Here is a 20297-nt window from a genome sequence, read left to right as displayed (position 1 = left end):
CGAAGCGAGGATCACGCCGACGCCTTCACCTCGGTGTCCGCGCCCCGACGGGCCGGGGTGAACTTCAGCGTCTTGTGCAGGTCGCGGCGCATCGTGGTGGCCGAGTCGAGCAGGTAGTTCTGGCGCACCCGCCACGCTCCCGTGTGACCCTGCTGCGGCAGGTCCCCGAGAGCGCGCTGCACGTAGCCCGACGCGATGTCCAGCAGCGGGCGACCCTGGAGCTCGATCTCCGGCACCGGGATGACCGACTCGGCGCCGACCTTGTCCATCTCGTTGATGACCTTGCAGACCAGCCGCGAGGTGAGGTCACCGCGCAACGTCCAGGACGCGTTCGTGTAGCCGACGCAGAGCGCGAAGTTCGGCAGGCCGGTGAGCATGCAGCCCTGCCAGACGAAGTTCTCGTGCAGGTCCACCTTCTCGCCGTCGACGGTCGGCACGATGCCGCCGAAGAGCTGGATCTTCAGGCCGGTCGCCGGGACGACGATGTCGGCCTCGAGCACCTTGCCGCTCTTCAGCCTGATCCCCTCGGGGACGAAGGTGTCGATGTGGTCGGTCACGACGTCGACCTTGCCGCGGCGGATCGCCTTGAACAGGTCGGCGTTCGGGACGGCGCAGACGCGCTGGTCCCACGGGTTGTACGTCGGCGTGAAGTGCTCCTTCACCATGGCCTCGTCCTGGAGCACCTTGGTCGTCATGCCGAGCAGGACCTTGCTCGCGAGCTTCGGTGCGCGCTGGCAGAACTGGTAGACGCCCATCTGGTAGGCGATGTTCTTCGTGCGCACGATCTTGTGGGCCACCGGCGCCGGGAGCGTCGCGCGCAGGGTGTCGGCGATCTTGTCCTTCTGCGGGACCACGCCGATCCAGGTGGGGCTGCGCTGCAGCATCGTGACGTGGCCGGCGTCCTCGGACATCGACGGGACCAGCGTCACCGCGGTCGCGCCGGATCCGATGATGACGACCTTCTTGCCGGTGTAGTCGAGCTGCTCGGGCCAGAACTGCGGCTTGACCACGAGGCCGTTGAAGTCCTCGATGCCCGGGAAGACCGGCTCGTGACCCTGCTCGTAGTCGTAGTAGCCGGAGCAGGCGTAGAGGAACGAGGCGGTCAGCGTGCGCTTGACCTTCTTGGCGCTGCTGCTGTCCTCGACGTGGACCGTCCACAATGCGTCCGCCGAGGACCAGTTCGCGCTGACCACCCGGGTGCGGAACTTGATCTTCTCGTCAATGCCGAACTCGGCGGCCGTCGCCTTGATGTAGCTGAGGATCGACGGACCGTCGGCGATCGCGTTTTCGTCGCTCCACGGCTTGAACGGGAAGCTCAGCGTGAACATGTCGGAGTCCGACCGGATGCCGGGGTAGCGGAACAGGTCCCAGGTGCCGCCGATCGAGTCGCGGGCCTCGAGGATCGCGTAGGTCTTGTCGGGGCACTCGGTCTGGAGCCGGTAGCCCGCGCCGATACCGGACAGGCCGGCGCCGACGACGAGGACGTCGTAGTCAGGGGTGCTCATGCGTTGCTCTCTTCCGCGGCGACTGGGTTCCGCCATCGAGACTAGCCGTCGGGACCCCGGTTCGTAACTGTGAGTTACGTCTTATTGACGAAAGTTCAGTAAGACTCAGCGACGTCGTGCGCGATTGCAGAGGCCCTGTCCGTTGGTCGCCGCGTAGCAGCCCGGCACGTCCCAGGTAGGCGGTGGCTGGTTGACCGCGGAGCGCTGGCTGTACGTCGTCCGGGCGAGCGTCCTGCCCTTGCCGTCGATGTTCTTGAACGTCACGCAGCGCGAGGTCGCCCGCTTCGAGGTCCGCCACGCGTAGGCCACGTGCTTTCCCTTGCGGGGATGGCTGAGTCGCACGTGCACGACGTTGCCGACGAGGTTGTCGGCGCAGACCACGAGGTTGACTGCTTTCCTGGTCACGGTCAGCGACGAGCTCGGACGGCCCACGAAGGTCTTGGCCTCCCGGGAGCCGAACGGCAGCACCGCGTAGCGCTCGACCTCGTGCCCGCCCAGCTTCAGCACGTCGTACCGGGCGGGGAGGGAGAGGTGCAGGTGCGGGCCGGTCCACGACGTCGCGCAGGTCGACTTCACGTACGACGTCGCGAGCCTGCCCAGCCGCTGCCCTTTCGCGACCGTCCCCTTGACCAGGGTGCTGCCGGTCGCGAGGTGGGAGTACCCGACGACCCCCAGGCCGGGTGAGTCGACGAACACCGAGGTCTGGGTCGGGGACACGCAGGTCTTCACGATCCGACCGGCCGCGACGGCGTACACGTCCAGCGGTGAGCCGTAGATCGGGGAGAGGTCGATCGACGTACCGGCCGGGACGATCCCGCCTCCCAGCGCGCCGCCGTGCCACATCTGCCCGACCTGCCAGGTGCCCGAACCCGGGGCCCCGACGGACAGCGAGGTGGCCGAGCGGGCACCGGGGACCACGAGAAACACCGCGGCCAGCGCCAGGGCCGTGGCCACGACCGTGCGCACGACCGTGTGGTGCGGGAGCCTCCCGAGCCGGATGGTCACGGTCCTACGCCGTGGTCACGGCTTCCTGGGTGTGGGCGGGCAGGACGCACGCGGCGTCGAGTCCGAGCACGCGGTTCAGCCGACCGAAGGCGATCCACGACCCGAGGCACATGCTCAGCTCGACGACCTCGTTCTGCGAGTAGTGCGCGAACATCCGCTGCCAGAACTCGTCATCGAGGTTGTGGTGGTCGGTGGCGAAGCGGAAGGCGTACTCGGCCGCGAGCCGGCTGCGCTCGCTCAGCACGGTGGAGGTCGCGTAGTTGCGCACCTCGTCGTCGAAACCGGCCTCGACGGTCACGCCGTCGCGGTCGGTGCGCCAGTCCTGGCAGAAGATGCAGCCGTTGACCTCGGCGATCATCAGCCGCGCGGCCTCGAACTCGTGCAGCGACAGGGTGCTGTCGGCGTACACGGCGCCGGAGAACTTCACCGCCGCCATGCCGATCTTGGGCACCATCTCGCCCCAGACGTAGGAGATCGGGTCCTTGCCCTCGGGTACGTCGACCAGCATGCGGTGCCTCTCTGGGGTCCCCTGCGAGTTCCGGTTCTGCGCAGTTCCCCCAGTGTGCCTCCCAAGCAGTTGCTTGGTAAGGGACTCGGCTGATTTTTCTCGTCCCCGTCCGCGGCGTACCGTGGAGGTATGTCCCTCCAGGAGCCGGCTCGCAAGGTGCCCAAGCACCTGATCGACCCTGCCACCCTGGCGGACCACCGCGCACTGTCGAAGCAGCGCCAGCAGGACCGCGCGCAGGACCTCGAGAAGCTCGCCAGGGTCAAGCAGTGGGTCACCTCGGCGCTGGTCGTCACGACGATGTTCCACCTGTCGGTCGGCCTGATCATCGCCGCGATCTTCATCGACGAGGACCGCACCGATGCCCGCATCGGTCTGAACGTCATCGCCGCGATCCTGCTCGTCGCCGGCATCGCCGGCGCTCGGGCGATCCACGGCAAGAAGCCGGTCAGCCTCTGGCTCGCCCTCGGCCTGGTCATGCCGGCCGTGGGGTTGTTCCTCACCTTCCGCTGAGCGCTCGTCGAGCCTGCTAACTGGTCGTCGAGCCTGCTGACCGGTCGTCGAGCCTGCTGACCGGTCGTCGAGCCTGCTGACCGGTCGTCGAGCTTGCCGAGACGTGGGGGCCCGGGCTCAGACCTCACCCCATCTCGGCAGGCTCGATGACCGGGCACCTCGACCAGGGCTCAGGCCGGTCTCAAGCGCGCAGCGAAGAACGCCAGGATCTCGTCGCGCGCCTGCACCGTCGGCTGACCCTCCTCGTCGATCAGGTGGGCGGTGACGACGCTGTGCGGGGTCTGCACGATCTCGGCGAAGAACGGCGGTGGCGCCGGGGAGGCAGCGGTGTCGGGGAGGACCATGCCGGTGAAGCGATCGCCCAGCGCCGCCTGGTACGCCGCGAACCGCTCGGCCCGGCAGTGCCGGTCGCCCTCGAACCGGTACGCGAGGACGGCGAGATCGTCCCGCTCGATCCGGGCAGCGACCTCGACCAGCTCCTCGGGCGCCATGTTGATCCCCGCGGGGTCGTCGAACGGCAGCGACGGCTGGCACAGCACCGGGGCCAGCACGGCGGGTTCCAGCGTCATGGTCAGCGCGAAGTTGCCGGTGAAGCACATCCCGATCGCGCCCACCCCGGGACCACCGCACTCCCCGTGCGCCAGCCGTGCCAACCCGCGGAGCCAGGACGTGACCGGGCTGGAGTCGGCGGAGGCGAACGCCCGGAACTCGGCGCTCATGCACGCGCGCTGCAGCACCTCCATTCCGGCGGCCGCTTCCGGGTACGCACCGTCACGCCCGAAGAGCGAGGGCAGGTAGACGGTGAACCCCGCCTCCCGCACCCAGCGCGCGAACCGGGCGACGTGCGGGCTGATGCCGGGCATCTCGGTGAGCACCACGACGGCGGGTCCGGTGCCCGCGACGAGCACGGTCTTGGAGATGCCCTCGAGGGTCACCTCGCGGCGCGCGAAGTCCTCCAACGCGTCGTCGAGCACAGCCATCGGTCCTCCAAGGTCGGGTCTTGCATTTCACCTGCGCGGCGCTCACGATGGGAGTGTCTGATTCGACATTGTTAGGGCCTAATCCGTCATGGTTGATCTCACCGTCGTCGTCCTGGAGGGCGCCTACCCGAGCAGCGTGGCGATCACGCTCGACCTGCTCGGAGCCGCCGCCCATCTCGCCCCGCGGCTCGGGGTCGCCACGCCGACCTGGCGGGTCTGTTCCGTCGACGGCGGCCAGGTCGAGCTCACCGGCGGGACCAGCGTGGCGACGACCCGCTTGCCGCGACGGAGCGAGAGCTCGGCCTGGGTGGTCCCGGGCCTGGGGACCGACACCCTGCCCGCCGTCCGCGAACGCCTCGCCCGACCGGACGCGCGCGCGGCCGCTGCCGGGCTGGCGCGGCACGCTCGCGCAGGCGGCACGGTCGCCGCGTCCTGCTCAGCGGTCTTCCTCCTGGGGCAGGCCGGGTTGCTCGAGGGCCGACGCGTGACGACGACGTGGTGGTTGGCACCGTTCCTCGCGACCGACGTCCCGACCTGCACCGTCGACGCCGACCGGATGGTCTGCACCGACGGCAACCTGATCACCGGCGGCGCGGCGCTCGCACAGACCGACCTCATGCTCACCGTGCTCCGACGCCGCTACGGCACCGAGCTCACGGATGCGGTCGCGCGCGCACTGCTCGTCGACGCACGCCAGGCGCAGTCGCCGTACGTCGTGCCGGAGCTGCTCGCGAACGGGGACGAGGTCGTCGCCCGCGTGATCGCCGCGGTGGAAGCCGGGCTGCCGGACCCGCCCGGGGTCGCCGCCCTCGCCTCCGGGTTGTCGATGTCCGAGCGCACCCTGGCCCGGCACGTCACCCGCGCCACCGGGCGGAGCACGCTGGCGCTCATCCAGGCCGTCAAGGTCCGCCGCGCTCGAGCCCTGTTGGAGACGAGCCGGCTCAGCGTGGAGCAGGTGGCGCTGGCCGTCGGGTACGCCGACCCCACCGCGCTGCGGCGGGCGATGAAGAAGGCTGTCGGGGCGACACCGAGCAGCTACCGCGCCGGATGATTCCGGACAATTTCTGATTCCAGCAGTACCGGAACCCGGGATCTGCCTAGGATCTCGGTTCGATGAAGTTGCGCCCCCTCCCCCTCGTCCTGGCACTGCTCGCCGTGCTGCTCCCGGTGACCACCGTGCCGTCGGGCGCTTCCGCGACCGGACGGTGGAGGGTCGACCAGACCATCACCCTGCTCGGCGACTCGTTGACCACCCGCGGCCGCGACGACCTCGTCCGGCTCGGTGCCGACTGGCGCATCGAGGACGCCCCGGGTCGTCCGATCGACGCGCTCCCTTACCGGATCAAGGCGCGCCTGGCCCAAGGGGCGAACCTCCGGATGCTGATCGTCGCCTACGGCTCGAACGCGTCCCCGGACTACGACGCCGACGACCTGCTCTCCGACCTCGCGCTCGTCCCGTCGAGCACGATCGTGATCCTGGTGTCGCCGTACAAGCTGCCGTCGTACTACGACCCGAAGGCGCCGGCGTACCAGAACCCGATGTACATCAACCGGTACGCCGCGATGTTCGCCACCGTCGCCGCGAAGCGTCCGCACACCTGCGTGGCTCCGTGGGCGGCCTACGCGAAGGCTCACCCGAAGCGTCTGAAGGGCAGGCACGGAGGTGGCGTCCACCCCGACGCCAAGGGTCAGAAGGTCTGGGCGCAGATCATCAAGAACGCCCAGAACACCTGCCGCTGACCGTGCTGCCGCACGGCGGGTCAAGCGCACCCGCCCATCGTAGGGTCCCGACTTTCCTGTGAATGGTCCTCATTTCCTCAACCGGTCCTGGACGTTGCCGAAAGGAAGGTCCAGGCGGCGCAGCGGGGGAGGACGCCGCGCCGCCTGACATCCCTGCCGAGCCGTGCGCTGTGTCTAGTCGTCTGGAAGTCCGACCGTGGTCAACATCAACGAGACGTCCCGGCGCCGCCGGCCCCGAACGTCTGCAGCCGGCGCTGCTGGTCTCCTGCTCCTGGCTCTGGTGGTGCCAGGCGGAGCGGCGCCGGTTGCAGCACTCACCCCGGGTGTGCCCGCACTCGGGTCGACGACCGTGGTCGACCGACCTTCGTCGTACGACGCGCAGACCACGTGCCGCAAGACGCCACGGCCCGGAACGGTCGCCCTGGCGGCCTGGCTGCAGAAGACCTATCCCGCGACGGGTTCGCTCGGCATGATCCGGGCCTGCGGGACCGGAGGCACCAGCGAGCACAAGGACGGTCGCGCCTTCGACTGGGCGGCCGACGTGAAGAAGCCGAAGGCGAAGAAGGCGGCGTACGACTTCATCCGCAAAGCACTGGCCACCGACGCCGCCGGCAACCAGCACGCGCTGGCCCGCCGGATGGGGATCATGTACTTCATCTACAACGACACCATCTGGTCGTCCTACCGGGGCTTCACCCCACGGCCCTACCTCAACTCGGGCTGTAAGACCAAGAAGAAGTGCGACCGGAACCTGCGTCACAAGAACCACGTGCACATCTCGCTCGGGTTCGCCGGCGCTGCCGCGCAGACGTCCTGGTACCGGGCACGCGGCGTGAAGTCGGTGCCCGTGCACTTTGCGGGCACCAGCGAGCTCGACCCCGACAGCACGGCGGTGACCGGGCTGACAGCACCCGCGACCGGCGCAACCGTCGCTTCGACCTACTACCTGCGCAAGGGCGTGACGTACCGCTTCGTCGCCACCGGCACGGTGAAGTACGGCGCGGGCCTGGTGGGTGATGCCAACTGCACCGCCGGTACGCCGGACTGGACGGCGACCGACCGGCTGCCGGTCTCCTCGGTGAGCGCACGCTGGCTCAGCACGGGCAAGCAGCTCGGCTGGCACCCCGGCGGTGGGAACAGCAGCTCGGGCAGCGACCACGACGACAGCCCCTACGCGCTGCCCCTGCCGACCAGCCACGGGCTGGTGGTCGCGGGCGGGCTGATGTGGGGGACCGAGTGCCGGGCCGACCACACCTACGAGGCTTGGTACACCCCGCCAACCAGGCAAAAGCTCACGGTGAAGTACGTCGACCTGCCGGCCGGCGACAACACCGGGAACCTGTCCCTGTACGTCGCCCGCGACGACATCACCGCGGCGTCGCTGGCGCGGAAGTGACCCGGACCTTGTCCAGCTCCCAGTAGGCGCGCATCGAGGTGATCAGGCCGGCGGCGTCGGTCCGGTAGACGGTGACGAGGTCGACTGCGGCGCTCCATCCGTCGGCGAAGGTGGTCGTGAAGGTGGCTTCCTGCGCCGAGGAGTCACCGGAGGCGTACGACGTCCGGACCTCCACGTCGAAGCGCGAGACCGGGGCGATCGCGACGTCCCAGAAGTGCGCGATGCCGGTCGGGCCGTGGTGACCGAGGCCCTCGGGATCGAAGATCGACGGACCGACCGGGTCGAAGATCTCGCACTCGTCGGCCCAGAGGTCGAGCCACGCCTGCTTGTCGCCGGCGATGGCGCAGCGCAGAGCGTTGCGCTGGGCGTCGCGCGCGGGGTGCGGCTCGTCGGTCGCGAGCCAGGTGACGGATCCGCGGTCGGAGGTCATGGACCGCAGCGTAGGACTCAGCCGTTGATTCCGGCCAACGTCGCCACGTCGCGCACCCGGTCAGCGGCCTCGGGTGCCATCGGGTTCAGCAGGAGCGTGGTCACGCCGGCAGCCGCAAACTCCTTGAGCTGCTCGGCGATCTCGTTCTCGGTCCCGAGCAGGGAGACCGCCCGGACCAGCTCCTCGGGGACCGCGAGTGCGGCCTCGGCCTTCTGGCCCGAGAGGTAGAGCCGCTGGATCTCGGCCGCCTCCTCGACGTAGCCGTAGCGCTGGGCGAGCTGGTTGTAGAAGTTCTTGTCCGCAGCACCCATGCCCCCGATGTAGAGCGCGAGCTGGTCGCGGATCTTGCCGAGCACGGTGGGGGTCGGGTCGCCGACGGCGAAGGACACCTGCAGCATCACGTCGAGCGGGCCGAGCTCGGGGTCGCGCTTGGCGTAGCCCTTGTCGAGGGCCTCGCCCCAGGCCTCGCGGTAGTGACCGGGGTGGAAGAACAACGGCTGCCAGGACTCGGCCAGCTCGGCGACGAGGGCGACGTTGGCCGGCCCGAGAGCGGCGACCGAGATCGGGATCCGCTCACGCAGCGGGTGGTTGATCAGCTTGAGCGGCTTGCCCAGTCCCGTCCCCTGGTCGGCCGGCAGCGGCACCGTGTAGTGCTTGCCGTCGTAGGTCAGGGGTTCGCGGCGCCACACCTTGCGGCAGATCTCGATGGTCTCGCGGGTCCGGCCGAGCGGAGCGTCGTACGGGAGGCCGTGGAAGCCCTCGACCACCTGCGGTCCGGACGCGCCGAGGCCGAGGGTGAACCGTCCGCCGGAGACGAAGTCGAGGCCGGCCGCCGTCATGGCGAGCAGCGCGGGGGTGCGCGAGTACACCTGCAGGATCGCGGAGGCGAGCTCGAGCTTCTTGGTCCGCGCGGCGAAGTAGCCGAGCTGGCTGACCGCGTCGAAGGAGTACGCCTCCGCGACGGCAGCGAGCTCCAGGCCGGCGTTCTCGTAGTCCACCAGTAGGTCCGCGGTCTCCTCGAAGCCGCCGGCGTAGTCGACGATCATGCCCAGGCGCATCGGGTTCTCCTTCGTTCGGGGGTGAGGTTCAGCCGGTAGCAGAGACGTCGTGGTTGACCGGGCAGCCGGGGAACGTGCCGACCTCGTCGAGCGGGAACGTACCGCGGACCGACTTGGGGTAGGTCCGGACGCTGGTCAGGTCGCGGGCCAGCTTGTCCTTCCGGCGCGGCGGCAGGAAGCGCTCGATCCGTGCGCGTCCGCGGAAGATCGCCCGGGTGATGAGCCGCTCGACCCGCGTCGGTCGAGGCAGGCCGAGCGCGCGCAGCAACGGGTCGTCGAGCAGACCGTAGGCGAGCCGCTTCACCACCGGGGTGGGGAAGAAGCTGAACGGCCGGAAGGTCGTGAGCAGCTCCAGCGTCGCGACCGCGACGTGGTGCCCGCCGCGGGACCAGCGGAAGTGCTCGGCCTCGTAGGCGTCCTGGAAGGCGGCGAACTCGTCGTACGTCGTCGGCATGTCACTGATGCCCATGTGCCCGCCGAGGTTCCGGTAGACCGCCGCGCTCGCCTCCCGCTCGGCGGCGGTCGTCGCGCGCCAGCCCCACCGGTCGATCCACCGGATCGGTTCGACGACGAACGTGCACAGGACGTACAGCATGTCGTCGTTGCTGATGTCGTACGCGCGGTGCATCTGGTTCATCCGTCGGACTGCGGCGCGGCCCCGCGGGTGCTCCATGCCGTGCTCGATGGCGGCGTCGATGAGCATGACGGTGTCGTCGTACCGCTTCTGGGTCTTCTCGGTGAACTCACCCGTGCCGTAGAGGACCTCGCCGATGCTCGGCACGGCGTACGTGCGGAAGAGCGCGAGCCCGAGCGCCTGCGGCACGTCCCAGGGGAACTCCCGGTACGCCGTCACGGTGTAGATCTCGCGGGCGTGGGTCGCGGGGTCCATCGCTGCGATCCGGTCGCGGTTCGCGTAGCGGTTCAGCATCGCCCCTCCAGGCCTCGTCCAAAAGATATTTACGAATATGTTTTGAGGAAGATACGCTCGGATACGTTCTGGAGTCAACAGCGAGATGCACCGCGGGAGGGCCTGATGACCGTCACCGATCGCGACGGGTTCTACCGTGCCGCGATGCGCGTGCTGGCCCGCGACGGTCGCGAGGGGCTGAAGATCAACGCGCTCTGCGCCGAGCTCGGGGTCACCACGGGTTCCTTCCACCACTGGTTCGCCGGGTGGCCCGGTTTCGTCGAGTACCTGCTCGAGCGCTGGGAGCAGGAGGAGACCCTCCGGCTGGCAGAGATCGCCGCCCAGCAGTCGAGTGCGACCGAGCAGATCGACACGCTGCGGCGCTTCGCGCTGAGCTTCCCGCACGACGCCGAGGCGGCGATCCGCTCGTGGGCGCACCTCGATGCCGACGTGGCTGCGGTCCAGCGCCGGGTCGACACGGCGCGCGAGACGGCGATCTTCGAGGCGATGGTCGAGGCCGTGCCGGATCCTGCGCTGCGGCGTACCCGGGCCTCGCTCGCCCTGGCCGTGCTGATCGGCTACCAGCAGCGCCACGACGTTCCGGAGGCGCCGACCCTGCAGGTGCTGCTCGACGAGCTGCTCCTGCTGCAGGGCCTGACCGAGGCGCAGCAGACTTCGTAGGGCGCCGCGCTACTGCTCCGGCAGTGCGTCCGGGTCGTTCCTGGCTTCGGCCTGGCGCACCTGGTCCCGGACGCGCTTGCCGACGACCTTGGTGAACAGCACGCTGACCGCGAGGCCGACGATCACCGTCCCCGCCGCGACCGGTGCGATCACGGCCAGGTCCGCGGAGCTCTTCACCACCAGGCCGGTCAGGTAGAGCAGCAGCCCGCCGGCGAGCAGGAAGAATCCGATCCGCTTCTCGGCGAGCAGCAGGGAGTGGGTCGACAATGCGTCGTCCTCACCGAGAGCGGAGCCCTCCTCGCCGATGTTCTCGCGCAGCTCGGCGACGGACTCGGCGTTGTGCGCGTGGGCAAGGACCCCGGCCCCGACGAGGTCGAGCGCGACACCGCTCACGACCAGTACCTCCGTCAGCAGCGACACGCCACGCCCTCTCCCTGGGTGGCCCCGACCTCACCGGGACCGCGCGTTCCTTAAGCCGTCGGTGTCGCCAGCGCCGTGATCAGGTCCGCCGTCATCGACGTCACCCGCTCGTCGAGCTCGGTCGGCGTGAAGCCGAGCCGCACGACGACCAGCTTCTGCGACGGTACGACGACCAGCCACTGCCCGTCATGACCCTCGCCGAAGTAGGTGTCGGCCGGCAGCTCCTTGGCGAACAAGGTGCCGTCGGCGCGCTCGTTCGCCCACCATCCCGTGGCGTAGCCGGGGTCCTCGTTCTCCTTCACGTCCACCGCGATGGTGGAGGCGTCCATCCAGCCCTTGGGCAGCAGCCGGGTCCCGTTCCAGACGCCGTCCTGCAGCGCGAACTGGCCGACCGCCGCCCAGTCGCGAGGGCTGGCCCACATGTAGGAGCTGCAGACCGGGGTGCCGGAGCCGTCAACCTCCATGACCGCGCTGGACAGGCCGAGCGGTGAGAACAAGGTCTGCCGCGGGAAGTTCGCGCCGCCGTTGTCCTGGGCGAGGATCGAGCAGAGCAGGGTGGTGCTCCCGCTGGAGTACTGCAGGTGGGTACCAGGGTCGTGGTCGAGCTCTTGGGACGCGACGTACTTGCCCATGTCGGGCTCGGCGTAGAGCATCTTGGTGATCGGCGTGCCGAGCGAGTAGGTCTCGTCCCAGTCCAGACCGCTGGTCATCTGCAGCAGCTGCCGCACGGTGATGTTCGCGCGGTCGTCCTTCCACTCCGGACGAAGGTGGTCGTCGTCGAGCCGGACCTTCCCCTCGATCACCAGCCTGCCGACCATCAGGCTGGTGATGCTCTTGGTGATCGACCACCCCAGCTGCGGCGTCGTCGCGTCGAATCCCTTCGCGTAACGCTCGGCGACGAGCTTGCCGTCCTTCGCCACCAGGATCGCGCGAGTGCCGAGATCCTCGCGCTTGCCCTTCGACAGGTCGTCGCCAAAGCCGTCCGCCAGAGCAGCAGTGACGGCAGCCGACGGAGCAGTCACGACCGCGTCGGTGAACGGGTTGCCCGTCGAGCTCACCGCTGTCGCCTTCGGAAGGCTGGGCGGTTCGTCGGAGATCGTGCAACCGAAGCCCGGCGTCGACCAGGCGCGCTTCTTCGCGAGCAGACCCAGGATGCTGGCCTTGGCGCCGTCCCCGTCGGCCTGCGCCTTGAGGACGGGGACGAGCGGGTTGGGCGGGAGGTCGTCCTCGGCGTCGGCGCGGTCGGCGACCGACTTCAGTGCGCAGGCGTTGTGCGCGGCGTACCCGGTGCCGGTCAGCAGCATCGGCCGCTCGTACCAGTAACCGCCGACCAGGAGAACCAGCACGGCGGCGACGACCGAGAGCAGGATCTTGCGGGAGCGGCGCATGGGCCGAGGCTACCGCGCGCGTCCGGAATGTCCGGTTGACCTCGCGCATCCCTCGCCGGGAAAAGGCGCACCCGCTGACGTCTCGGGTCGTCAGCGGGCGGCACCTGAATGGTTGCACGTTCAACGACCTCGGGCAAGCAGAACGGCAGAACCTGCGGGAACCCGGTGGTCCGCGTCACACCTTGCGGGTGAAGCTCAGGTGGGTGACCCCGCTCGGCGAAGGGACGGCTTCGATGGTGAAGGTCTCCTCGAGGCCTTCGAGCCCGTCCCAGAGGCGAGCACCACGGCCCAGCAGGATCGGCACCTGGACCACGTGCATCTGGTCGACGAGCCCGGCGGCGAGGAAGTCCCGGACCACGCTCGCGCCTCCGCCGATCCGTACGTCGAGCTCGCCGGCCGCCTCGCGCGCGACCGCCAACGCCTCCGCCGGGGACGCGTCGAGGAAGTGGAAGACGTTCCCACCCTCGAGCTCGAAGGACTCCCGCGGGCGGTGGGTCAGGACGTAGACCGGCGTGTGGAACGGCGGGTTCGGCCCCCACCAGCCCTGCCAGTCCGGGTCGTCCTGCCAGCCCGGAGGTCCGAACTTGTTCGACCCCATGATCTCGGCACCGAAGCCGATGCTGTGCCGCTCGGCGAAGTCGTTGTCGAGACCGGCGCTGCCGTTCTCGGCGTCCCAGAATTTGGTAGCCATCATCCACCGGTGCAGCCGCTGTCCGGCGTGGCCGAACGGTGTCTCGAGCGACTGCGGCTCACCGCTGCCGAAACCGTCGAGGGAGATCGAGAAGTTGTGAATCCGTACGAGTGACACGGTTGCTCCTAGGTGGGTCGGGACCCTTCACCCGGACGTCGAGCGGGGTCGAGAGATTTCGACATGACGTCAGGACCTGGCGTCCCGAAAGAACGCCATCAGTCTCGGCAGGTAGTCCTTCAACGACCGGTCGCCGTACATCCAGGCGTGGGTCCCGTACGGGTAGTCGTGCCAGCCGATCTTCACGCCGGCGCGGTCGGCCGCCTGCTTGAAGCACAGGTTGGACGCGTGCAGCACCGTCTCCAGGGCGACCGTGCCGACCACCGCCGGATCGGTGAGGTCGTCCTTCCCGGGCAGGCCGCTGCTGGTGTAGATCTCGACGTACGTCCCGGACAGCTTCGCCACGTTCGAGGCGGGGTCGCGCGCCTTCCAGTTCGCGGCATTGCCGAGCGGGTCGCCGAACGGCGCGAACGGCTGCACGCCGTTGAGGCCGACCATGATCCCGGCGATCAGCACCGAGGCGCCCAGGCGGCAGACGGGGTTGTCGTAGATCGCCGTCGCGCCCGAGAACGACGCTGCAGCGCCGTAGAGATCGGGGTGACGCGCCGCGTACGACATCGAGCCGAAGCCGCCCTGGGAGATGCCGAGGATCGCGCGGCCGGTCCGGTTGGGGATGGTGCGGTAGCGCTGGTCGACCCACCTGACGAGCTCCGCGGTGTGGAACGTCTCCCAGTCGGCGACGCCCCTGCTCGTGCGCCGGTCCGCCCAGTTCGTGTAGAAACCACCACCGTCCGCGTCGTAGGTGCCGTCCGGGACGACGACGATGACCGGGAGCGCCTTGGTCAGGTTCACCGTGTCGAGGTTGGTGAGCCAGACGTCAGCGAGGTTGCTGGTTCCCGGGAGGGCGTAGAGAACCGGGTAGCGGCGCTTCGGGTGCGCGGCGTAGTCCGTCGGCAGGACGACGTTGATCCGGAGCGGGACCTTCGCGGACATCGCGAGCGAGGGCGTCGTGACCTTGAACTTGGTCACCCGTGCCGACTCCCGTTGCTCGCTCACGACCCGGATCGCGCTCGCTGTCCCGGCTGGACCAGTGGCCGCGGGCTGGGCCGAGACCAGCGACGGGACGGCGAGAAGGCCGAGCACCAGGACCGCGAGGAACGCACGCTTCATCGGACACCCACTGTCGTTCGGAGTCCCCCGCCCGGGTGAGCCTAGCCCGGCTTCGACACGCCTGTCCGGCCAGATTGTCAGCGACGGCCCTGCAGTGCCGCGAGGCTGTGAGCATGCGCAGCCCCAAGGTCGCCGTCGTCGGCGCGGGAATGTCCGGGATCTGCCTGGGAGCACTGCTCCTCCGCGACGGCATCGACGACTTCACGATCTACGAGAAGACCGACGACGCGGGCGGGACCTGGCGCGACAACACCTATCCCGGCATCGCCTGCGACGTGCCCTCCCGGTTCTACCAGTACACCTTCGCGCGGAACCCCGACTGGAGCCGGGTGATGGCGCCCGGTGCGGAGATCCACGCGTACTTCGACCGGGTCTCCCGGGAGCTGGGCGTCCGCAGCCACATCCGGTTCGGGACCGAGGTCGCGATGGTCGCCTGGACGGGTGAACGATGGCTCGTGACCTCGAGCGACGGCGCCGCGGAGGAGTACGACTTCGTGGTCTCGGCGACCGGGATCCTGCACCACCCGCGCTACCCCGAGATCCCCGGACTCGAGGACTTCGCCGGTTCGGCGTTCCACTCGGCGCGCTGGGACCACAGCGTGCCCCTGGACGGGGCGCGGGTCGCGCTCATCGGCACCGGCTCGACAGGTGCTCAGATCATCGGCAACCTCGCCGACCGCGTCGAGAAGCTCACCGTGCTCCAGCGCACGCCCCACTGGGTCATGCAGATGAAGAACCCGGAGACCTCGCGGTTCAACGCCTGGTTGCACCGCACCGTCCCGGCGTACGACCGCCTGACATACCACGGCTGGAGACTCTTCATCGAGTCGTTCTCCCCCGCCCTGCTCCATCCCGGTCCGATCCGTCGGTTCGGGAGCTGGCAGATCCGACGGCAGCTGAGGAAGGTGAAGGACCCTGTTCTTCGCGAGGCGCTGACGCCGCCCACTGAGCCGATGTGCCGACGGCTGGTGATCTCGTCGAACTTCTACGACGCGATCCAGAAGCCGACCGTCGAGGTCGTCACTGCGAGCATCGAGCGGATCGAGCCCGAGGGAGTCCGCACCAGCGACGGTGTCCTGCACCCGTGCGACGTCCTGGTGCTCGCCACCGGCTTCGACGCGCACGCCTACCTGCGGCCGATCGCGATGACCGGTCCTGACGGGACCACCCTGGAAGACGCCTGGGCGTCGTACCCGCACGCGTACCGGACCGTCGCCGTGCCCGGCTTTCCGAACTTCTTCATGTTCATGGGTCCGAACTCTCCGGTCGGCAACTACTCCCTGGTGGCGATCGCGGAGGCACAGGCGGGCTACATGCTCGACTGGATCCGGCGGTGGCAGCGCGCGGAGATCGACTCGATGGCACCGACGACTCAGGCGACCGACGCGTTCTACGACGAGATCGCCGCGGCGACGCCCGACACCGTCTGGGCGACCGGCTGCACCAGCTGGTACCTCGGCGAGGCCGGCAACCTCGAGGTCTTCCCGTGGGCGCCGAAGCGGTTCCGGGCGCTGATGAGCGAGATCGAGGACGAGGACTTCGCGACGACCCCCGCCGCACGCTGAACTTGCAAGCCGGTCAGCGCGCCATGTCGACGAAGCGGCTGTAGTGGCCCTGGAAGAGCACCGTGACGTCGCGGGTCGGGCCGTTGCGGTGCTTGGCCACGATGATGTCGGCCTCGCCCGGGCGGGTCGACTCCTTCTCGTAGGCGTCGTCGCGGTGCAGCAGCATCACGATGTCCGCGTCCTGCTCGATCGAGCCGGACTCACGCAGGTCGCTCATGGCGGGGCGCTTGTCGGCGCGCTGCTCGGGACCACGGTTGAGCTGGGAGAGCGCGATGATCGGGAGCTCGAGCTCCTTGGCGAGCAGCTTGATCTGCCGGGAGAACTCGGAGACCTCGAGCTGACGGGACTCGACCTTCTTGCCCGAGCTCATCAGCTGGAGGTAGTCGATGACGATCAGCTTGAGGTCGTGGCGCTGCTTGAGACGGCGCGCCTTGGCGCGGATCTCCATCATCGTGAGGTTCGGCGAGTCGTCGATGAACATCGGCGCCCCGGAGACCTCGCTCATCTTCGGCGCGAGCTTGGCCCAGTCGTCGTCGGTCATCGGGCCGTTGCGCAGGTGGTTCAGCGGGATCCGGGCCTCGGCCGAGAGCAGACGCATGGTGATCTCGGACTTCGTCATCTCGAGGCTGAAGAAGCAGCTGGTCATGTTGTTGTGCACCGACGCAGCACGGCACAGGTCCAAACCTAGAGTCGATTTGCCCATAGCGGGGCGCGCCGCCACGATGATCATCTGGCCGGGGTGCAGGCCGTTGGTCAGGTCGTCGAGCTCCGCGAACCCGGTCGGTACGCCGGACAGCCCGCCCTCGCGGCTGGAGATCGCCTCGATCTCGTCGAGGGTCGCCTCCATGATGTCGCTCAGCGGGACGTAGTCCTCCGAGGAGCGGTTCTCGGTGACCGAGTAGATCTCCGCCTGGGCGGCGTCGACGGTGGCGTCGACCTGGCCCTCGCCGGCGTACCCGAGCTGGGCGATCTTGGTGCCGGCCTCGACCAGGCGGCGCAGGATCGCCTTCTCCCGGACGATCTCGGCGTAGTAGCCGGCGTTGGCCGCGATCGGGACGCTGGCCGACAGCGTGTGCAGGTACGGCGCGCCCCCGACGCGGACCATCTCGCCGCGGCGCGCGAGCTCCGCGGAGACGGTGACCGGGTCGGCCGGCTCACCGCGGCTGTAGAGGTCGGTGATCGCCAGGAAGATGGTCTCGTGCGCCGGCTTGTAGAAGTCGTGCGCCTTGACCGACTCGAGCACGTCGGCGATGGCGTCCTTGGAGATGAGCATCGAGCCGAGGACGCTCTGCTCGGCCTCGTTGTCCTGCGGGGGCATCCGCCCGGTCCAGGTCTCCTGGTTGGTCGGACCGTCGCCGTAAGCACCGCCCGGGTCGCCGCCGAAGGAGGGCTGGCTGGGGACGTCGGGGTAGGCCGGAGCGGGTGCTCCACCGAAGTCACCTGACTCAGTGATGCTCACGTGTCGATCTCCCCGTTCCCTGGTCCTCCAGAGCCGGTCCCGGCCCTGCTCCGCGCCTGTCATCCGAGGATGACTCGGACCCCCGACAGACCCGGATCGCGTGACACTAAGTCCTTGCGTGGAGAGGCACCAAGCCCGGTATCCACAGCACCCTGTGGAAAACCCTGTGCACGGTGTGGAGCACGCCGCATTTCCTGTGCACAGGGTGGTGGTTTCACTGTGGACCGCGCCCACCGAATGATGCCTGGCAGGCCGCTGACCTGCAGTAATGCCTTTCCACGGGCTGTGGAGAAAAGATTTCCATCTCGAATCTGTTCACTGTTTCGTCATCTGGGACACGGCAGTTTCTATGTCGACAAAACGGCTGAGTGATTCAAATACCCACAGGCAGAGACGGTTATCAACAGGCCTCGGACAGGCCTTAGCCTCGCCTCCATGTCCCCCGCCGCCTCCGTCGACCGCGAGATCCTGCGGCTGGCGGTCCCGGCCTTCCTGGCCCTGGTCGCCGAGCCCGCCTTCCTGCTCGCCGACTCGGCCATCGTGGGTCATCTCGGCACCCCGGAGCTGGCCGGTCTGGGCATCGCGGGGGCGGTGCTGACGACCCTGATCAGCCTGTGCATCTTCCTGGCCTACGGCACGACCGCGTCGGTCGCGCGGCGCATCGGCGCGGGCGACCTGCGCGGGGCGATCTCGTCGGGGATCGACGGGATCTGGCTGGCGGTCGTCATCGGTGTCCCGATCACCGTCGTCGGCCTGGTCGCCACCCCGGGACTGGTCGGGCTCTTCGGTGCCGGCGACGAGGTCTCCCACCAGGCCGAGCTGTACCTCCGGATCGCCGTGGTCGGCGCTGCGCCGCTGCTGGTGATGCTGGCCGCCACCGGCATCCTGCGCGGCCTCCAGGACACCCGAACGCCCCTGGTCGTCGCCGTCGGCGGGAACCTGGTCAACGTCGGCCTGAACCTGCTGTTCGTCTACGGCCTCGACCTCGGCATCACCGGTTCGGCGCTCGGCACGGTTCTGGCGCAGATCGGGTCGGCGGCGGTGCTGCTGCTCGTCGTCGACCGGGCGGCCCGTCGGCACGAGGCCGACCGGCGCCCGACCGGACGCGGGATCCGCGCCGCCGGTCGCGCCGGCGTACCGCTGCTGCTGCGGACGGTCACGCTGCGGGCCAGCCTGCTGGTGATGACGTACGGCGCCACCACCCTCGGCGAAGCCGACCTCGCCGCGATGCAGATCGCGCTGACCGTCTGGACGTTCCTGGCCTTCACGCTCGATGCGATCGCCATCGCCGCCCAGGCCCTCACCGGGCGCCACCTGGGGGCCGGAGACCTGGACGCGACGAGGACGGTCACCAGGCGGATGCTGCGCTGGGGCCTGGTCACCGGCATCGCCACCGGGATCCTGCTCGCCGCAGGGTCCCCGGTCCTCGGGCACCTGTTCACCGGCGACGACGAGGTCCGGCGCCTCCTGGTCGGGGTCTTCCTGGTGGCCGCCGCTGCCCAACCCGTGGCCGGCATCGTCTTCGTCCTCGACGGCGTCCTGATCGGAGCGGGCGACGGTCGCTACCTGGCCTGGGCGGGACTGGCCGTGCTGGTCGTCTTCGCGCCCGCGGCCTGGGTCGCACTCGCCTGGGGCGGGACGCTGGTCTGGCTCTGGATCGCGTTCGCCACCGCGTTCATGGGTGGCCGTTGCGTCGTCCTGCTGGCACGCGAGCGAACCCCGGCGTGGATGACCGTAGGGTGACTGGCGTGTCACCCCTCCAGCGCATCGCGATGGGCCTCGTCATCGTCGTCGGCAACGCCTACTTCCCGGCGAACCCCCACCCCTCGTGGAAGACCTACGACGGCCTCGCGGACCCGCTGGGCTGGCTGCTGGTCCTCGCCGGGCTGGTGCCGCTCGCGCGCACTGGACTTGCCTTGGACGGCGCCCGCTGGGCGGCGTACGTGGCGACCGCGGTCAGCATCCCGATGTTCCTGCCGCAGGTCCGCCACGAGCTGAACGACTCCGGCGAGTGGGCCCTGAGCCTTCCCCAGATCATCTTCTGCCTGCTTCTGGCCAAGGAGGTCGCCGAGCAAGCGGCGACGAACCACCCGGATGCCTACATCGCTCGCCGGTTCGGTCTGCTCCTGTGGGCCTACGCTTTGGTGGCGGTGCTTCCCGCGATCGTCATCGGGGCCGAGCTGCACGACTTCGACACCGCAGCCCTCGGGTTCGCGGTGCTGACCAACGTGGCGTTCATCTTCTACCTCTTCCGGGTGCACCGCCGGACCTGGCTCGGTGGGCCGGGCCCCCTGGAGATCCACCCGAGAGCGCCCGGGAACGACGGAAGCCGCCCCGACTAGCGGGACGGCTTCCTCGTTGATCGAGCTGTGCGCCGATCAGGCGGAGACGACGTTCAGGTTGACCTTCGCCTCGACCTCGTCGTGCACCTTCACCGTCACGGTGTGGGTGCCGAGCGACTTGATCGGGTTCCCGACCACGATCGTGCGCTTGTCGACCTCGCCACCGCCGGCGACGATCGCCGAGGCGATGTCAGCGGTCGTGACGGCGCCGAACAGGCGACCACCCTCGCCGGCGCGGACCTTCACCTGGAAGGTCGAGCCCTCCAGGGTGGCCTTGACCTCGGCGGCGTGGTCGGCGTCGCGCACGCTGCGAGCGGCACGCGCCTTCTTGATCGACTCGATGGTCTTCTCGCCACCCTTGGTCCAGCGGATGCCGAAACCACGCGGGATGAGGAAGTTGCGGCCGTAGCCGTCCTTGACCTCGACGACGTCGCCAGCGGCACCGAGGCCGGTGACTTCCTGAGTGAGGATGAGCTTCATGTCGT

Annotated in this window: 21 protein-coding genes; 8 read left to right on the top strand and 13 right to left on the bottom strand. The window is 69.1% G+C overall.

Features of this window, described 5'->3' with window-relative positions:
• Nucleotides 1–11: 11 nt before the first annotated feature.
• From ABIE44_RS09705 to ABIE44_RS09695, 3 genes are all read right to left on the bottom strand, one after another.
• The gene (locus ABIE44_RS09705; protein ID WP_209718878.1) at nt 12–1505 is read right to left on the bottom strand and encodes a flavin-containing monooxygenase; all 1494 of its coding nucleotides are present in this window, start codon (nt 1503–1505) and stop codon (nt 12–14) included.
• 105 nt (nt 1506–1610) lie between these two features.
• Nucleotides 1611–2510 (bottom strand): M23 family metallopeptidase, encoded by a 900-nt coding sequence (locus tag ABIE44_RS09700; RefSeq protein WP_209718879.1) that lies wholly within the window; start codon nt 2508–2510, stop codon nt 1611–1613.
• Nucleotides 2511–2514: 4 nt separating this feature from the next.
• Nucleotides 2515–3018: a carboxymuconolactone decarboxylase family protein gene (locus tag ABIE44_RS09695; RefSeq protein ID WP_209718882.1), complete on the bottom strand. Its 504-nt coding sequence runs from the start codon at nt 3016–3018 to the stop codon at nt 2515–2517.
• 129 nt (nt 3019–3147) lie between these two features.
• Between ABIE44_RS09695 and ABIE44_RS09690 the strand changes: the two genes are divergently transcribed.
• Nucleotides 3148–3528 (top strand): hypothetical protein, encoded by a 381-nt coding sequence (locus ABIE44_RS09690; protein ID WP_209718885.1) that lies wholly within the window; start codon nt 3148–3150, stop codon nt 3526–3528.
• Between the two features lie 170 nt (nt 3529–3698).
• On the opposite strand, the gene ABIE44_RS09685 is transcribed toward ABIE44_RS09690, so the two are convergent.
• Complete coding sequence (locus ABIE44_RS09685; protein ID WP_209718889.1) at nt 3699–4508, bottom strand: dienelactone hydrolase family protein; 810 nt, start codon at nt 4506–4508, stop codon at nt 3699–3701.
• 88 nt (nt 4509–4596) lie between these two features.
• Here ABIE44_RS09685 and ABIE44_RS09680 point away from each other — a divergent pair, with 88 nt between their 5' ends.
• The 3 genes from ABIE44_RS09680 to ABIE44_RS09670 all read left to right on the top strand — a co-directional run bounded on the left by ABIE44_RS09680 (nt 4597) and on the right by ABIE44_RS09670 (nt 7644).
• Nucleotides 4597–5559, top strand: coding sequence for a GlxA family transcriptional regulator (locus ABIE44_RS09680; protein WP_209718892.1), 963 nt, complete (start codon nt 4597–4599; stop codon nt 5557–5559).
• Between the two features lie 62 nt (nt 5560–5621).
• Nucleotides 5622–6248, top strand: a complete 627-nt coding sequence (locus tag ABIE44_RS09675; protein WP_209718895.1) for an SGNH/GDSL hydrolase family protein — start codon at nt 5622–5624, stop codon at nt 6246–6248.
• A 196-nt stretch (nt 6249–6444) separates the two neighbouring features.
• Nucleotides 6445–7644, top strand: a complete 1200-nt coding sequence (locus ABIE44_RS09670) for a VldE C-terminal domain-containing protein (protein WP_209718898.1) — start codon at nt 6445–6447, stop codon at nt 7642–7644.
• Here the strand turns inward: ABIE44_RS09670 and ABIE44_RS09665 are convergent.
• The 3 genes from ABIE44_RS09665 to ABIE44_RS09655 are packed head-to-tail and all read right to left on the bottom strand — an operon-like array spanning nt 7616 to nt 10060.
• Nucleotides 7616–8074, bottom strand: a complete 459-nt coding sequence (locus ABIE44_RS09665; RefSeq protein WP_209718901.1) for a nuclear transport factor 2 family protein — start codon at nt 8072–8074, stop codon at nt 7616–7618. The genes ABIE44_RS09670 and ABIE44_RS09665 overlap by 29 nt on opposite strands.
• Nucleotides 8075–8091: 17 nt before the next feature.
• A complete protein-coding gene (locus tag ABIE44_RS09660; protein ID WP_209718904.1) occupies nt 8092–9132 on the bottom strand; it encodes an LLM class F420-dependent oxidoreductase in 1041 nt (346 codons plus the stop codon).
• Between the two features lie 28 nt (nt 9133–9160).
• A complete protein-coding gene (locus ABIE44_RS09655; RefSeq protein WP_209718906.1) occupies nt 9161–10060 on the bottom strand; it encodes an oxygenase MpaB family protein in 900 nt (299 codons plus the stop codon).
• Between the two features lie 105 nt (nt 10061–10165).
• Here ABIE44_RS09655 and ABIE44_RS09650 point away from each other — a divergent pair, with 105 nt between their 5' ends.
• Nucleotides 10166–10720, top strand: a complete 555-nt coding sequence (locus ABIE44_RS09650) for a TetR/AcrR family transcriptional regulator (protein ID WP_209718909.1) — start codon at nt 10166–10168, stop codon at nt 10718–10720.
• 9 nt (nt 10721–10729) lie between these two features.
• On the opposite strand, the gene ABIE44_RS09645 is transcribed toward ABIE44_RS09650, so the two are convergent.
• From ABIE44_RS09645 to ABIE44_RS09630, 4 genes are all read right to left on the bottom strand, one after another.
• On the bottom strand, nt 10730–11140 hold the full coding sequence (locus ABIE44_RS09645) for a hypothetical protein (RefSeq protein WP_209718912.1): 411 nt from the start codon (nt 11138–11140) through the stop codon (nt 10730–10732).
• Nucleotides 11141–11190: 50 nt separating this feature from the next.
• The gene (locus ABIE44_RS09640; protein WP_209718915.1) at nt 11191–12528 is read right to left on the bottom strand and encodes a serine hydrolase domain-containing protein; all 1338 of its coding nucleotides are present in this window, start codon (nt 12526–12528) and stop codon (nt 11191–11193) included.
• A gap of 175 nt (nt 12529–12703) precedes the next feature.
• A complete protein-coding gene (locus tag ABIE44_RS09635; protein WP_209718918.1) occupies nt 12704–13336 on the bottom strand; it encodes a dihydrofolate reductase family protein in 633 nt (210 codons plus the stop codon).
• Nucleotides 13337–13405: 69 nt separating this feature from the next.
• Nucleotides 13406–14446: an alpha/beta hydrolase gene (locus tag ABIE44_RS09630; RefSeq protein WP_209718921.1), complete on the bottom strand. Its 1041-nt coding sequence runs from the start codon at nt 14444–14446 to the stop codon at nt 13406–13408.
• A gap of 113 nt (nt 14447–14559) precedes the next feature.
• Between ABIE44_RS09630 and ABIE44_RS09625 the strand changes: the two genes are divergently transcribed.
• Nucleotides 14560–16011: a flavin-containing monooxygenase gene (locus ABIE44_RS09625; protein ID WP_209718924.1), complete on the top strand. Its 1452-nt coding sequence runs from the start codon at nt 14560–14562 to the stop codon at nt 16009–16011.
• A gap of 13 nt (nt 16012–16024) precedes the next feature.
• On the opposite strand, the gene dnaB is transcribed toward ABIE44_RS09625, so the two are convergent.
• Nucleotides 16025–17329: a replicative DNA helicase gene (gene dnaB, locus ABIE44_RS09620; protein ID WP_209723421.1), complete on the bottom strand. Its 1305-nt coding sequence runs from the start codon at nt 17327–17329 to the stop codon at nt 16025–16027.
• 576 nt (nt 17330–17905) lie between these two features.
• Here dnaB and ABIE44_RS09615 point away from each other — a divergent pair.
• Both ABIE44_RS09615 and ABIE44_RS09610 read left to right on the top strand, forming a co-directional pair.
• Nucleotides 17906–19213, top strand: coding sequence for an MATE family efflux transporter (locus ABIE44_RS09615; RefSeq protein WP_209718927.1), 1308 nt, complete (start codon nt 17906–17908; stop codon nt 19211–19213).
• Nucleotides 19214–19218: 5 nt separating this feature from the next.
• Nucleotides 19219–19812, top strand: a complete 594-nt coding sequence (locus tag ABIE44_RS09610) for a hypothetical protein (RefSeq protein ID WP_209718929.1) — start codon at nt 19219–19221, stop codon at nt 19810–19812.
• A 36-nt stretch (nt 19813–19848) separates the two neighbouring features.
• Here the strand turns inward: ABIE44_RS09610 and rplI are convergent, their stop codons facing one another.
• Nucleotides 19849–20292: a 50S ribosomal protein L9 gene (rplI, locus tag ABIE44_RS09605; protein WP_209718932.1), complete on the bottom strand. Its 444-nt coding sequence runs from the start codon at nt 20290–20292 to the stop codon at nt 19849–19851.
• Nucleotides 20293–20297 lie beyond the last annotated feature (5 nt).

This window comes from Marmoricola sp. OAE513 (genome assembly GCF_040546585.1).
Lineage (GTDB): Bacteria > Actinomycetota > Actinomycetes > Propionibacteriales > Nocardioidaceae > Marmoricola.
The sequence above is the reverse complement of the archived record's forward strand: the minus strand, read 5'-3'. Positions and strand labels throughout refer to the sequence as shown.

Coding starts and splice junctions, on each gene's coding strand:
- ABIE44_RS09705 (WP_209718878.1), bottom strand. CDS start 1,505: ATGAGCACCCCTGACTACGACGTCCTCGTCGTCGGCGCCGGCCTGTCC.
- ABIE44_RS09695 (WP_209718882.1), bottom strand. CDS start 3,018: ATGCTGGTCGACGTACCCGAGGGCAAGGACCCGATCTCCTACGTCTGG.
- ABIE44_RS09690 (WP_209718885.1), top strand. CDS start 3,148: ATGTCCCTCCAGGAGCCGGCTCGCAAGGTGCCCAAGCACCTGATCGAC.
- ABIE44_RS09685 (WP_209718889.1), bottom strand. CDS start 4,508: ATGGCTGTGCTCGACGACGCGTTGGAGGACTTCGCGCGCCGCGAGGTG.
- ABIE44_RS09680 (WP_209718892.1), top strand. CDS start 4,597: ATGGTTGATCTCACCGTCGTCGTCCTGGAGGGCGCCTACCCGAGCAGC.
- ABIE44_RS09675 (WP_209718895.1), top strand. CDS start 5,622: ATGAAGTTGCGCCCCCTCCCCCTCGTCCTGGCACTGCTCGCCGTGCTG.
- ABIE44_RS09665 (WP_209718901.1), bottom strand. CDS start 8,074: ATGACCTCCGACCGCGGATCCGTCACCTGGCTCGCGACCGACGAGCCG.
- ABIE44_RS09660 (WP_209718904.1), bottom strand. CDS start 9,132: ATGCGCCTGGGCATGATCGTCGACTACGCCGGCGGCTTCGAGGAGACC.
- ABIE44_RS09655 (WP_209718906.1), bottom strand. CDS start 10,060: ATGCTGAACCGCTACGCGAACCGCGACCGGATCGCAGCGATGGACCCC.
- ABIE44_RS09650 (WP_209718909.1), top strand. CDS start 10,166: ATGACCGTCACCGATCGCGACGGGTTCTACCGTGCCGCGATGCGCGTG.
- ABIE44_RS09640 (WP_209718915.1), bottom strand. CDS start 12,528: ATGCGCCGCTCCCGCAAGATCCTGCTCTCGGTCGTCGCCGCCGTGCTG.
- ABIE44_RS09630 (WP_209718921.1), bottom strand. CDS start 14,446: ATGAAGCGTGCGTTCCTCGCGGTCCTGGTGCTCGGCCTTCTCGCCGTC.
- ABIE44_RS09625 (WP_209718924.1), top strand. CDS start 14,560: ATGCGCAGCCCCAAGGTCGCCGTCGTCGGCGCGGGAATGTCCGGGATC.
- dnaB (WP_209723421.1), bottom strand. CDS start 17,329: ATGCCCCCGCAGGACAACGAGGCCGAGCAGAGCGTCCTCGGCTCGATG.
- ABIE44_RS09615 (WP_209718927.1), top strand. CDS start 17,906: ATGTCCCCCGCCGCCTCCGTCGACCGCGAGATCCTGCGGCTGGCGGTC.
- rplI (WP_209718932.1), bottom strand. CDS start 20,292: ATGAAGCTCATCCTCACTCAGGAAGTCACCGGCCTCGGTGCCGCTGGC.